The sequence below is a fragment of the Microbacterium sp. genome (assembly GCF_031178445.1).
Lineage (GTDB): Bacteria > Actinomycetota > Actinomycetes > Actinomycetales > Microbacteriaceae > Microbacterium.
Genome location: NZ_JAPSIY010000001.1, coordinates 250,200 through 262,623, shown reverse-complemented (window position 1 = coordinate 262,623; position 12,424 = coordinate 250,200). Strand labels below are relative to the sequence as shown.

General features: G+C 69.2%; 11 protein-coding genes. 10 read left to right on the top strand and 1 reads right to left on the bottom strand.

What is annotated here, in order from left to right; genetic code table 11:
- Nucleotides 1-40: 40 nt before the first annotated feature.
- The gene (locus tag RIN43_RS01260) at nt 41-439 is read right to left on the bottom strand and encodes a phage holin family protein (RefSeq protein ID WP_309127053.1); all 399 of its coding nucleotides are present in this window, start codon (nt 437-439) and stop codon (nt 41-43) included.
- A gap of 86 nt (nt 440-525) precedes the next feature.
- Between RIN43_RS01260 and RIN43_RS01255 the strand changes: the two genes are divergently transcribed.
- From RIN43_RS01255 to RIN43_RS01210, 10 genes are all read left to right on the top strand, one after another.
- Nucleotides 526-1,593, top strand: coding sequence for a histidinol-phosphate transaminase (locus RIN43_RS01255; RefSeq protein WP_309127052.1), 1,068 nt, complete (start codon nt 526-528; stop codon nt 1,591-1,593).
- A gap of 19 nt (nt 1,594-1,612) precedes the next feature.
- Nucleotides 1,613-2,791 (top strand): MalY/PatB family protein, encoded by a 1,179-nt coding sequence (locus tag RIN43_RS01250; RefSeq protein ID WP_309127051.1) that lies wholly within the window; start codon nt 1,613-1,615, stop codon nt 2,789-2,791.
- A gap of 85 nt (nt 2,792-2,876) precedes the next feature.
- On the top strand, nt 2,877-4,007 hold the full coding sequence (locus RIN43_RS01245) for a thiamine pyrophosphate-dependent enzyme (RefSeq protein ID WP_309127050.1): 1,131 nt from the start codon (nt 2,877-2,879) through the stop codon (nt 4,005-4,007).
- The gene (locus tag RIN43_RS01240) at nt 4,004-4,984 is read left to right on the top strand and encodes a transketolase C-terminal domain-containing protein (protein WP_309127049.1); all 981 of its coding nucleotides are present in this window, start codon (nt 4,004-4,006) and stop codon (nt 4,982-4,984) included. The genes RIN43_RS01245 and RIN43_RS01240 overlap by 4 nt, the downstream gene beginning before the upstream one ends.
- A gap of 12 nt (nt 4,985-4,996) precedes the next feature.
- Nucleotides 4,997-6,346 (top strand): dihydrolipoamide acetyltransferase family protein, encoded by a 1,350-nt coding sequence (locus RIN43_RS01235; RefSeq protein ID WP_309127048.1) that lies wholly within the window; start codon nt 4,997-4,999, stop codon nt 6,344-6,346.
- A gap of 122 nt (nt 6,347-6,468) precedes the next feature.
- Nucleotides 6,469-8,145, top strand: coding sequence for an alpha-amylase family glycosyl hydrolase (locus RIN43_RS01230; RefSeq protein ID WP_309127047.1), 1,677 nt, complete (start codon nt 6,469-6,471; stop codon nt 8,143-8,145).
- A gap of 165 nt (nt 8,146-8,310) precedes the next feature.
- Nucleotides 8,311-9,318, top strand: a complete 1,008-nt coding sequence (locus RIN43_RS01225; protein ID WP_309127046.1) for a metal ABC transporter solute-binding protein, Zn/Mn family — start codon at nt 8,311-8,313, stop codon at nt 9,316-9,318.
- Nucleotides 9,315-10,157, top strand: a complete 843-nt coding sequence (locus tag RIN43_RS01220; RefSeq protein ID WP_309127045.1) for an ATP-binding cassette domain-containing protein — start codon at nt 9,315-9,317, stop codon at nt 10,155-10,157. The genes RIN43_RS01225 and RIN43_RS01220 overlap by 4 nt, the downstream gene beginning before the upstream one ends.
- Nucleotides 10,154-11,008 carry a metal ABC transporter permease gene (locus tag RIN43_RS01215; protein ID WP_309127044.1) on the top strand — a complete coding sequence of 285 codons (855 nt, stop codon included), beginning with the start codon at nt 10,154-10,156 and terminating at the stop codon, nt 11,006-11,008. The genes RIN43_RS01220 and RIN43_RS01215 overlap by 4 nt, the downstream gene beginning before the upstream one ends.
- Before the next feature lie 56 nt (nt 11,009-11,064).
- The gene (locus tag RIN43_RS01210) at nt 11,065-12,390 is read left to right on the top strand and encodes a DivIVA domain-containing protein (RefSeq protein ID WP_309127043.1); all 1,326 of its coding nucleotides are present in this window, start codon (nt 11,065-11,067) and stop codon (nt 12,388-12,390) included.
- The last annotated feature ends 34 nt before the right edge of the window (nt 12,391-12,424 follow it).

Below are 12,424 nucleotides of genomic sequence, written 5' to 3'. Positions count from 1 at the left end.
CCGGAACAAGCCGGTCGGAAGGCGCGCCCGGCGCCGGCGCTCAGGAGCGCTTCTTCTTCTGCGGCCGAAGGATGAACCCGAAGATGCCGTTGATCACCGAGATGATCAGCGCAGCCAGCACACCCCACCAGAAGTGCCCGACAGTGAGGCCCCAGCCGAACCCGCTGGTGATCCACGCGGTCAGCCACAGCAGGAACCCGTTGATCACGAAGCCGATCAGCCCGAACGTGAGGATGTACAGCGGGAACGCCACGATCTTCACGACCGTGCCGATGATCGTGTTCACCAGCGCGAAGATCGCACCGACGGCGAGCAGGGTGAGCACCAGCTGCAGGGTCTCTCCCGGCTCGAACGGGGTGATCGTGATCTGCAGCACGGAGATCAGCGACACCACCCACAGGGCGAAGGCGTTGACGACGACACGGATGAGGAATCGCATGATGTCGTCAGTCTCGCATGTGCAGCACGGGAAGCGACAGGTCGCTCGCTCGCCGATGGGTTCGACTCGCCTTTAGACTCGGCAGCGTGACCGAGCCGCTGCTGCCCCGAATCCGCCCTGAGATCGCCGCCCTTCCGCCGTACCGTCAGGGCAAGCAGGCCGGCGCGAATGCGTTCAAGCTCTCGAGCAACGAGAACCCGTTCGAGCCGCTGCCGTCGGTTCTCGAAGCGCTCGCGCACACCGCGCCGATCAACCGCTACCCGGATGCCACCGCGGGTGCGCTGCGGGCACGGCTCGGCGAGAAGCACGGCATCGCCGCCGACGCGGTGCACGTCGCCGCGGGCAGCGTGTCGATCCTCTATCAGCTCGTGCTCGGCACCGCATCCGTCGGAGACGAGGTCGTCTACGCGTGGCGTTCCTTCGAGGCGTACCCCGGGCTTCCCCTGGTCGCCGGCGCGACGGGCGTGCAGGTGCCGCTCGACGCGGGCGCCCGGCACGATCTCGACGCGATGGCGGATGCCGTCACCGAGCGCACGCGCGTCGTGATCGTCTGCACGCCGAACAACCCCACCGGCCCGATCGTCACCAGCGCGGAGTTCGCCTCGTTCGTCGCCCGCATCCCGAAGGACGTGCTGGTCATCCTCGACGAGGCGTACGCCGAGTTCGTGACCGACTCCGAAGCGGTCGATGGGCTGAAGGAGCGGCTTTTCGAGAAGCACCCGAACGTCGTGGTGCTGCGCACGTTCTCGAAGGCCTTCGGGCTGGCGGGCCTCCGCATCGGCTACGCGATCGGGCACCCTCGCGTCCTCGACGCGGCTCGCACCACCGGCATCCCCCTCTCGGTGACCAGCGCCGCCGAGCGCGCCGCCATCGCCAGCCTCGACGCCGAGGATGAACTGCGCGAGCGGGTCGCGGTCATCGTCGAGCGACGTACGCGTCTCGCCGAGGGTCTGCGCGCGCAGGGCTGGGATGTACCCGACACGCAGGCGAACTTCGTCTGGCTGCCCACGGGCGAGCACACCGACGAAGCCGCGGCCGCCTTCGACGCCGCCGACCTGATGGTGCGGCCCTTCGCGGGCGACGGCATCCGGATCTCGGTGGGCGAAGAGGAATCGATCGACAGGGTGCTGCAGGTCGCTGCGGCACTGCGCTGAGACGGGCGGGCCGGACGGCATGTACTACGACTTCGAGACCGTGATCGATCGCACCGGAACGGGCGCGGCCAAATGGGACTCCATGCGCCAGTCGAACCCAGACGTGCCGGCCGGCATCCCGCCGTTCTCGGTCGCCGACCTCGACCTCAAGCTCGCGCCCGAGATCACCGAGGGGCTGCGAGAGCACCTGCAGAGCGCGGTGCTCGGCTACACGATGGCCACCGACGCCTACTGGGACGCCGTGACGGGCTGGTTCCGCGACCGCCATGGCTGGGGGGTCGAGCGCGACCACATCCGCCTCGCACCCGGTGTCGTACCCGCCTTCTACACGGCGATCAGAGCCGTGACCGCCCCCGGCGACGGCGTGATCGTGCAGACGCCCGCGTACTACCCGTTCTTCGGTGCCATCGAGAACAACGACCGCGTCGTCGTACGCAACCCGCTGGTTCAGCGTGACGGTCGCTGGCGGCTCGACCTCGACGACCTCGCCGAGAAGGCGGCCGATCCGCGCACCACCGCGCTGCTGTTCTGCAGCCCGCACAACCCGACCGGACGGGTGTGGGAGCGCGAGGAGCTCGAGCAGGTGTGGCGCATCGCCCGCGAGAACGACCTGACCGTGATCAGCGACGAGATCCACTTCGACCTCGTCATGCCCGGGCACGCGCACACCGTTTTCTCGACTCTCGGTGCGGATGCTGCAGCCCGCACGATCGTCTGCACCGCGCCGAGCAAGACCTTCAACCTTGCCGGCATGTCGACGAGCAACATCGTCATCGCCGACGACGCGCTGCGCGAGCGTTACAGCGCAGAGCAGGCGCGCACCGGGTTCTTCACCCTCAATGCGCTCGGGTTCGAAGCCTGCCGGCTCGCGTACACCAAGGCGGACGGCTGGCTCGCGGGTCTCATCGACCTGGTACACGGCAATCACCAGATGGTGCGGAATTTCCTCGGCGAACGGATGCCGGAGGTCGTCGTGCACGATCTCGAAGGCACCTACCTGCAGTGGATGGACTTCCGCGCGCTCGGGCTGTCGCCCGAGGAACTGCAGCGCATCCACGAGCAGGAGGCTCTGGTGTTCTTCGACGAAGGCGCGATGTTCGGGCCGGAGGGTGCCGGCTTCGAGCGCATGAACCTCGCCGCCCCGCGGCACGCGATCGAGGCCGCGCTGGAGCGCCTGGCTCGCTCGCACGGCCGCTGACCGGGACTTCTTACGCGTTCCGGGCACTTACAAGGGGCCCCTAACTATGCGTGACCTGGCATGCGGGCGTGGGTAGCGTGGAGCCGTGACCTCGACCGACATCCCCCTCGTTCGCGTCCTGGAAGCGGATGGAAGCTTCGCCCCGTCGGATGCCGCGCAGCGGTATCTGCCGCTGATCGACGCTCTCTCCGACGCCGAGCTCGAGCAGTTCTACCGCGACATGGTGATCATCCGCGCCATCGACACCCAGGCCACCAACCTGCAGCGCCAGGGCCAGCTCGCCCTGTGGCCGCCGAGCCGTGGTCAGGAGGCCGCGCAGGTGGGCTCGGCGCACGCCGCACGCCGGCAGGACACGATCTTCCCGTCTTACCGGGAGCACGTCGTGACCCGCATCCGCGGCGTGGACCCGCTCGACATCATCCGTGTCATGCGCGGCACCTCGCACGGGGGCTGGGACCCTACCGACCCGAAGAACGGCAATACCCGCATCTACACCCTGGTGCTCGGCTCGCAGACCCTGCACGCCGCCGGCTACGGGATGGGGCTCGCGTTCGACGGGAAGACCGGAACGGGTGACCCCGAGCGAGACGAGGCCGTCGTCGTCTACTACGGCGACGGCGCTTCCAGCCAGGGCGACGTGCACGAGGCGATGGTGTTCGCCGCCAGCTACGACGCGCCGGTGCTGTTCTTCCTGCAGAACAACCACTGGGCGATCTCGGTGCCCGTCGAAACGCAGTCGAAGGTGCCCCTGGTCGGCCGGGGAGCCGGCTACGGCATCCCGAGCGAGCGGGTCGACGGCAACGACGTGCTCGCGAGCTTCGCGGTCTCGCGGATGCTGCTCGACGAGACGCGCGCCGGGCTCGGCCCGCGCGCGATCGAGGCGGTCACCTACCGCATGGGTGCGCACACGACGAGCGACGACCCGACCAAGTACCGCGGCTCCGACGAGGAGCAGATGTGGGCCCGCCGCGACCCGATCGCGCGCATGCGTGCCTTCCTTCTCGGCAAGGGCGCGGCGGAGTCGTTCTTCGACGGTGTCGACGCCGAGGCGGCGGATGCGGCCGAGGATCTGCGCGCTCGCACGGTCGCGCTGACCGCACCCGACCGGGACACGATCTTCCGGAACGTCTACAGCGAACCGCATCCGCTCATCGACGAGCAACGGCAGTGGCTCGACGCCTACGAGGCGTCGTTCGAGCAGGAGGCGGACCGATGACCATCGAGACGATGCCCTTCTCGAAGGCGCTGAACGCAGGGCTGCGGAAGGCCCTCGAGGACGACCCCCGCGTGCTGCTCATGGGCGAGGACATCGGAGCGCTCGGGGGAGTGTTCCGTGTGACCGAGCACCTCAAGCGCGACTTCGGAGAGCGCCGCGTTCTCGACACACCGCTCGCCGAGTCCGGCATCGTCGGCACGGCGATCGGCTTGGCCATGGCCGGGTTCCGTCCGGTGTGCGAGATCCAGTTCGACGGGTTCGTCTTCCCCGCGTTCGACCAGATCACGTCCCAGCTCGCAAAGATCACCAACCGGCACGAGGGCGCACTGTCGATGCCGATCGTGATCCGCATCCCCTACGGCGGCCATATCGGCGCCGTCGAGCACCACCAGGAGAGCCCGGAGGCGTACTTCACCCACACCCCGGGCCTGCGCGTGGTGTCGCCGTCGACCCCGAACGACGCCTACTGGATGATCCAGGAGGCCATCGCGTCGAACGACCCGGTGATCTTCATGGAGCCGAAGAGCCGGTACTGGCCGAAGGGCGAGGTAGACCTGTCGGCATCCGCTGTTCCGCTGCACGCCTCTCGCGTCGTGCGCCGCGGCACCGACATCACCCTCGTCGGCCATGGCGCGATGGTGACGACCCTGCTGCAGGCGGCCGCGCTCGCCGAGGCCGAGGGCACCAGCTGCGAGGTCGTCGATGTGCGCTCCCTGTCGCCCGTGGACTACGGGCCCATCCTCGACTCGGTGCGCTCGACGGGCCGGATGGTCTACGCGCAGGAGGCCCCGGGGTTCAACAGCCTGGGTGGCGAGATCGCGGCGACCGTCATGGAGCGTGCGTTCTATGCGCTCGAGGCTCCCGTGCTGCGCGTCTCGGGTTTCGACACCCCGTTCCCGCCCGCCAAGCTCGAGGGCACATATCTTCCGGATGCCGATCGCATCCTGGAGGCCGTCGACCGCTCCCTCGCCTACTGATCGGATTCCGTCATGAGCTCAGATGCTGAAAAGGGCACCCGCACTTTCACCCTGCCGGACGTCGGCGAGGGACTCACGGAGGCCGAGGTCGTCAGCTGGAAGGTCGCTCCGGGCGATGCCGTCGCGATCAACGACGTGATCTGCGAGATCGAGACGGCCAAGTCTCTCGTCGAGCTGCCGTCGCCGCATGCGGGCACAGTCGGCGAGCTTCTGGTCGATGAGGGCGCCACAGTCGAGGTCGGCTCGCCGATCATCACCTTCGTCACGGATGCGCCCGCACCCGTCGCGAAGCCCGAGCCGGCGGCGCCTGCGGCCGACGAGGGCGGCGGATCGGTGCTGGTCGGATACGGCAGCGGCGGGGGAGCGACCTCCCGCCGCAAGCGCCCGGCGGCGCGTCCCGTGCGCTCGTCGGTCGGTGTGATCGCCAAGCCCCCGATCCGCAAGCTCGCACGCGACCTCGGCGTCGACCTGACGGCCGTCACGCCCACCGGCGCCGACGGCGAGGTGACCCGCGACGACGTCGTGCAGCTCGCCTCGCAGGCGAGCGTCTTCCGCAACATCTCCACACCCGAATGGGGCGATGTGCGCGAGGAGACGGTGCCCGCACCGCAGCCGCTGACTGTCGGCCTCGCCCGCGGGCTGCAGCCGGGCGGTGACCCGGCGCGTTCGGAGGCCATCCCGGTCAAGGGCGTGCGCAAGGCGAGTGCGAACGCCATGGTGCAGAGCGCGTACACCGCACCCCACGTGACCGTGTGGAAGGAGGTCGATGCCACCCGCACGATGGAGCTCGTCAAGCGCCTCAAGGCGTCGCCCGACTTCGCCGACATCAAGGTGTCGCCGCTGCTCATCATGGCGAGGGCCGTGATCTGGGCCGTGCGCCGCACGCCGATGGTGAACGCCGCGTGGATCGACACCGAAGACGGCGCCGAGATCTCTGTGCGGCACTACGTGAACCTGGGCATCGCGGCAGCGACGCCGCGCGGCCTGCTCGTGCCCAACATCAAGGACGCGCAGGACCTCGGCATGCGCGATCTGGCCCGCGCTCTGAACCGCCTGACGACGACTGCGCGCGAGGGCAAGACCAGCCCTGCCGACCAGCAGGGCGGCACGATCACCATCACGAACATCGGCGTGTTCGGAATGGATGCCGGAACCCCGATCATCAACCCCGGCGAGGCCGGCATCGTGGCGATGGGCACGATCAGTCAGAAGCCGTGGGTGGTCGACGGCGAGGTGCGCCCGCGCTGGGTGACCACGGTCGCCGGCTCGTTCGATCACCGCGTGATCGACGGCGACGGCATGAGCCGCTTCATCGCCGACGTGGCATCCGTGCTCGAGGAGCCTGCGCTGCTGGTCGACTGAGCTGCGCCTGTCTGATCACGCCGACCCGTCGCGTGCCCGGCCGGTGGCGTCAAGGGGGCTGGCGCGGCCGCCGCCGCGCACGTAGCGTACGGGGCGAAGCCGAGCGAAGGAGCGCATCCCGCATGACCGACACGGTTCCCGACCAGAAGCACACCGACGAAGTCGCGGCGTGGTGGCGTCAGGCGGTGGTCTACCAGATCTATCCGCGCAGCTTCGCCGACGCGAACGGCGATGGGATCGGCGACCTTCCCGGGATCCTGTCCAGAGTCGACTACCTCGCCGAACTGGGCATCGACGCGGTGTGGCTGAGCCCGTTCTACCCGTCCGCGCTCGCCGACGGTGGATACGACGTCGATGACTACCGGGATGTCGATCCGCGACTGGGGACCCTCGACGACTTCGACGCGATGGTCGAGGCGCTGCACGCGCGGAGCATCCGCGTCATCGTCGACATCGTGCCCAACCACACCTCGAATCGGCACGAGTGGTTCCAGGAGGCGCTCGCCGCAGGCCGCGGCTCCGAGGCGCGAGATCGGTACATCTTCCGCGAGGGGACAGGTCCCGACGGCTCGCAACCGCCGACCGACTGGGTGTCGGTGTTCGGCGGCCCCGCGTGGGAGCGCGTCGACGACGGGCAGTGGTACTTCCACAACTTCGCGGTCGAGCAGCCCGACCTCAACTGGGACAACGAGGAGGTGCGTGCTGACTTCCTGAAGACACTGCGCTTCTGGTCGGATCGCGGAGTCGACGGGTTCCGTATCGACGTCGCGCACATGCTCACGAAGGACCTGAGCGACCCGCTGCCCAGCCGCGCCGAGCTGGCGTTGCTGCCGCAGGACGGCTCGCACCCGCTGATCGACCGAGACGACGTGCACGAGATCTACGCCGAATGGCGCCAGGTGTTCGATTCGTACGATCCGCCGCGGACCGCCGTCGCTGAGGCGTGGGTGAGTACTCCAGAGCGCCGAGCGAAGTACGCGTCGGCGGAGGGGCTCGGGCAGGCGTTCAACTTCGACCTGCTGGTGGCCGACTTCGATGCGGTGGAGTTCCGCCGGATCATCGCCGACAACCTCGCGCAGGCGACGCTCAGCGGCTCTTCGACCACGTGGGTGCTCTCGAACCACGACGTGACCCGGCACGCCACCCGATACGGGCTGCAGCCGCTGAACGGCCGGCACGTCAAGCAGGGCACCGAGTGGGTCGCTGCCGGCGGGCCGGAGGAACAGCTCGACCGCGAGGGCGGGTTGCGCCGAGCGCGCGCGACGACGTTGTTGCTGCTGGGCCTGCCCGGCAGCACGTACGTCTATCAGGGGGAGGAGCTGGGGTTGCACGAGGTGGCCGACATCACCCCGGCACAGCGTCAGGATCCCGCCTTCTTCCGCGGTGCAGAGTTCGACGGCCTGGGACGCGATGGATGCCGCGTCCCGCTGCCGTGGACAGCGGACGGATCATCATTCGGCTTCGGTTCCGGCGGCGCGCACCTGCCGCAGCCGGCTTGGTTCGCGCAGCACGCGGTGGATGTGCTCGCGGGTGATCCCTCATCGACGCTGTCGCTGTATCGGGATGCGCTGCGCCTGCGGCACCGGCTGCAGACCGGCGAGAGTCTCGAGTGGCTGAAGACCGACCGCGTCGACGTGCTGCGCTTCGCTCGTCCGAACGGCTGGCAGGTCGTGGCCAACTTCGGCGCCGAATCCTTCGATCTCGGGGCGGATGCCGAGCACGTCGTGCTCGCAAGCACGCCCGTCTCCGGAGCCGCCCTTCCCGGTGAGTGCACCGTCTGGCTCGCCCCGGACGACTGACGGTCGCACTTCGTGTTCCCCGCCCCCGAGAATTGCTTTGCCGCCTGAGAATCGCACTGCCAGCGCCATTCTCAAGCGGCAAGGCAATTCTCACGTGAGGATGGGCGGGGTGGCCAGGGTGGCGCCTTTGTTGAGAATGATTCTCATATGCATTAGGTTGGATGCATGCAGAAGTCCCACGCCGCTCTCGCGCTTGCCGCCGCATCCGTCATCGTGCTCGCCGGATGCTCCTCCGCACCCGGCGCCGCTGACGACGGCAAGTTGCGCGTCGTCGCCTCGACGAACGTTTACGGGGCGCTGGCGGCGGAGGTGGGCGGAGACCGGGTCGACGTCACGAGCCTGATCGACTCCGCCGAGAAGGATCCGCATTCGTACGAGGCGACCGCACGCGATCGCCTCGCAGTCCAGCAGGCCGACCTGGTGATCGAGAACGGCGGAGGCTACGACGGCTTCATCGAGGAGCTGCGCGATGGTTCGGATGCGGTCGTCATCACGGCTGCCGAGTTCTCGCACGACTTCCCTGGCAGCGAGGACGGACACGACCACGCCGAGGAGCACGCTCACGCCGACGACGAGCACGCTCACGCCGACGACGAGCACGCCCACGCCGAGGAAGAGGGCGATCACGCGGGCCACGACCACATCGAGGGCTTCAACGAGCACGTCTGGTTCGATCCGCACACGATCATCCACGTGGTCGAGCAGGTCGCCGCGGACCTCGGCGAGGCCGACCCGGAGGGCAAGGACGGTTACACGGCCAACGCCGAGAAGCTGATCTCCGAGCTCGAGGGCATCGAGAGCGAGCTCGACGAGCTGCACACCGCTCTCGAGGGAACGCCGGTCTTCATGACCGAGCCGCTTCCCGGCTACCTGGCTGCAGCGGCCGGACTCGACGACGCGACGCCCGAAGGGTTCAGCTCCGCCGTGGAGGAGGGCAACGACGTTGCCCCCGCCACGCTCCTCGCGGCGCTGCAGCTCATCGAGGACGGCGGCGTCGAAGCCGTGCTCACCAACGCGCAGACCGGGGGAGCGGAGACAGACAAGGTCGAGGATGCCGCCGAGGCGGCAGGGATCCCCGTCGTGACCTTCTCCGAGCTGCTCGAGGCGGATCAGTCGTACGCTGAGTGGATGCACGACGCGATCCAGAGCCTCGCCGACGCGCTCGAGAAGTGAGCCAGGGCGCCGAGTCGATCAGCGCTGAGCCGATCCTCCGCATTCAGGGCGCTGCGCTGCGCCGCGGTGACCGCGAGCTGTGGGCCGGGCTCGATCTCGAGGTGCAGCCTGGCGAGTTCATCGCCGTGCTCGGACCGTCCGGGTCGGGCAAGACCACACTGCTGCGCGCCGTCCTGGGGCTGCAGCCGCTGTCCAGCGGCAGCATCCGCGTGGGAGGCTCACCCGCCCGCCGCGGCAACCCGCGCATCGGATACATCCCGCAGCAGCGGCCGCTGCCGCCCGACACCAGCATGCGCGCCCGCGACCTCGTCGCCCTCGGCGTGCAGGGCACCCGCTTCGGCCTGCCCGTGCCGCGTCGCGGAGACAGGGCCAGGGTCGATGAACTGCTCGCCGGAGTCGGCGCCGCGCACTACGCGGACCGTCGCGTCGGGATGCTCTCGGGCGGGGAACAGCAGCGGCTGCGCGTGGGCCAGGCCCTCGCCGACGAGCCCTCGCTGCTGCTGTGCGACGAGCCGCTGTCGAACCTCGACCTCGCCAATCAACGCGGTGTGACCGACATCATCGACCGCGAGCGGCGCGAACGCGGCGCCGCTGTGCTCTTCGTCACGCATGACATCAACCCGATCCTCGACCGCGTCGACCGCATCCTGTACATCGCCGGTGGCCGGTTCGTGCTCGGCACCCCCGATGAGGTGCTGCAGAGCCGCGTGCTGACCGACCTGTACGGAACCCCGGTGTTCGTGCTCCGCGCCGGCGACCGCCTGGTCGTCGTGGGCGTGCCGGATGCCGAGACGCACCACGAGCACGACGATGACGCCGCATCCGGAGCGCACGCATGAACCACTTCGTCGACTGGGGCGACGTCTTCTCGTTCCAGGACTACGGCGCCCTGCTCGTCCTGCTGTCGAACTCGCTCATCGCCGGGGCCGTCCTCGGCCTCGTCGGCGGTCTCGTCGGCGTGTTCGTGATGCAGCGCGACTTGGCCTTCGCCGTGCACGGCGTCAGCGAGCTCTCGTTCGCCGGCGCCGCGGCGGCGCTTCTGTTCGGCGGCAGCGTGGTGGCCGGCTCCATCGGCGGCGCGCTGGTCGCCGCGATCCTGATCGGCGTGCTCGGCGCCAAGGCACGCGACCGCAACTCGATCGTCGGCGTGCTGATGCCGTTCGGCCTGGGCCTCGGCATCCTCTTCCTCTCTCTCTACGAAGGGCGCAGCGCCAACCGCTTCGGCCTGCTCACGGGTCAGATCGTGTCCGTCTCCAGCCCCGACCTCGGGTGGCTGATCGGGATCAGCGTCGTGGTGCTGGCCGGTCTGCTGCTGATGTGGAATCCGCTGCGCTTCGACTCACTCGACCCCGAATCCGCCGCCGCTCGAGGCGTACCCACCCGCACTGTGAGCCTGGTGTTCATGGTGCTGCTCGGGTTGATCGTCGCGGTGAGCGTGCACATCATCGGCGCCCTGCTGGTCATGGCGCTGCTGGTCACGCCGGCGGCCGCGGCGATGCGCGTCAGCGCCGGTCCCGTGGCTGTGCCGCTGCTCGCGGCGCTGTTCGGCTTCGTCTCGGCGGTGGGCGGCATCCTGCTGGCGCTGGCCGGCACTCTGCCTGTGAGCCCGTACATCACCACCATCTCGTTCCTCATCTACGGCGGATGCTGGATGGTGCAGCGTTTCCGGCAGCGCGTTCAACGCACCTGACGGGAGATGACATCATGTATCCCGGGGGCACGAATTCTTGAGAAAGGTGACGTCCGGTGAGCGAGACGCACGATTCCGACAACGCGCAGAACGGCGACTTCTTCGACCAGCTGCTGACCACGGCGCCGGGTAAGGAGCAGGCCTCGTTCACGCAGGCGTTCCGCGGGTACGACAAGGGCGAGGTCGACGCAGCGGTCGCCACGCTGCGCGACCAGCTGAAGCGGATCTCCGCCGACCTCGAACAGGCCGATGCGCGTCGCCGCGCGGAGGTCGAGGAGGCGCGTGAGCAGAGCGAGGCCGAGCTGCAGGAGCTTCGCGCCGAGAGCGAGGAGCGCGTCGCTCGCCTCGAGGACGAGCTGGCCGCGGTGCGCGCCCAGGCAGAGGATGCCGCCGCTCAGGTGGCGACGCTTGCCGCCGAGCTGAGCGAGGCTCCTTCTGACGCCGACGAGCCGCAGAGCAGGCAGCAGTTCGAGGCCGTGCTGCGCGTGGCCGAGGAGCAGGCCAGCGTGCTGATCCACAACGCCGCGACCCAGGCAGAGCGGCTGCTGGAGGCCGCCCGCGAGGAGGCCGAGGCCAAGCGCGCCGAGCTGGAGGCGGATGTCGCACGCATCCGCGAGCAGGCTGAGCACGACGCCGCGCAGGTGCGCCTCAAGATCGACACCGAGTACACCGCGCACGAGGCCCGCATCGAGCGCGAGGCCGCGCACGCCGCCGAGAAAGTCGTGCAGGCCGAGCGTGAGGCCGCCACGCTGCGCACCGAAGCCGAGAAGGGGGCTGCGGCCCTGCGGGCGATGGTCACCCGCGAGACCACCGATCAGCGTGCCGCCGCCGAGCGCGACGTGCGCGAGATGAACGCCCGCGTGCTGGAGTTCGAGGAGACGCTCACCCGCAGGCAGGATGACGCGCAGCAGGAGTTCCTCGTGCTGCACAACCAGGCCGTCGCCCACGCCGAGCGCATCACCAGCGACGCCAACGAGCAGGTCGCGGCATCGCTCGAGCACGCGCAGCGCATCTCGGCCAAGGCAGAGGACTACGAGCGGCTGATGCGTTCGCAGGCGCAGGCGATCGAGGCCGACGCGAAGGTCAAGGCCGGCGAGACCCTCGACCGCGCCCGCGCCAAGGCGCAGAAGATCGTCGAGACCGTCACCGCCCACGCGACCGGTGCTCTGCGCGATGCCGAGGACCGCACCCGTCAGCTGCGCTGGCAGCAGCAGCAGCTGAACAGCTTCATGGCCGAGGTGCGCGAGCTGATCCGTCCGGAGGGCGTACTGACCGGACCGGCCGCCGGTGCGTCGAGTGCCGCGGCATCCGACGTCGATGACGAGCTCGAGGAGCTGCTCGACGAGGACGTCGAGCTCGTCGAGGACGAGTCCCAGGCCTGAGCCCCGCGGCATCCCGCATACGCGAACGGGTGGC

Coding starts and splice junctions, on each gene's coding strand:
- RIN43_RS01235 (WP_309127048.1), top strand. CDS start 4,997: ATGAGCTCAGATGCTGAAAAGGGCACCCGCACTTTCACCCTGCCGGAC.
- RIN43_RS01230 (WP_309127047.1), top strand. CDS start 6,469: ATGACCGACACGGTTCCCGACCAGAAGCACACCGACGAAGTCGCGGCG.
- RIN43_RS01225 (WP_309127046.1), top strand. CDS start 8,311: ATGCAGAAGTCCCACGCCGCTCTCGCGCTTGCCGCCGCATCCGTCATC.
- RIN43_RS01250 (WP_309127051.1), top strand. CDS start 1,613: ATGTACTACGACTTCGAGACCGTGATCGATCGCACCGGAACGGGCGCG.
- RIN43_RS01215 (WP_309127044.1), top strand. CDS start 10,154: ATGAACCACTTCGTCGACTGGGGCGACGTCTTCTCGTTCCAGGACTAC.
- RIN43_RS01260 (WP_309127053.1), bottom strand. CDS start 439: ATGCGATTCCTCATCCGTGTCGTCGTCAACGCCTTCGCCCTGTGGGTG.
- RIN43_RS01240 (WP_309127049.1), top strand. CDS start 4,004: ATGACCATCGAGACGATGCCCTTCTCGAAGGCGCTGAACGCAGGGCTG.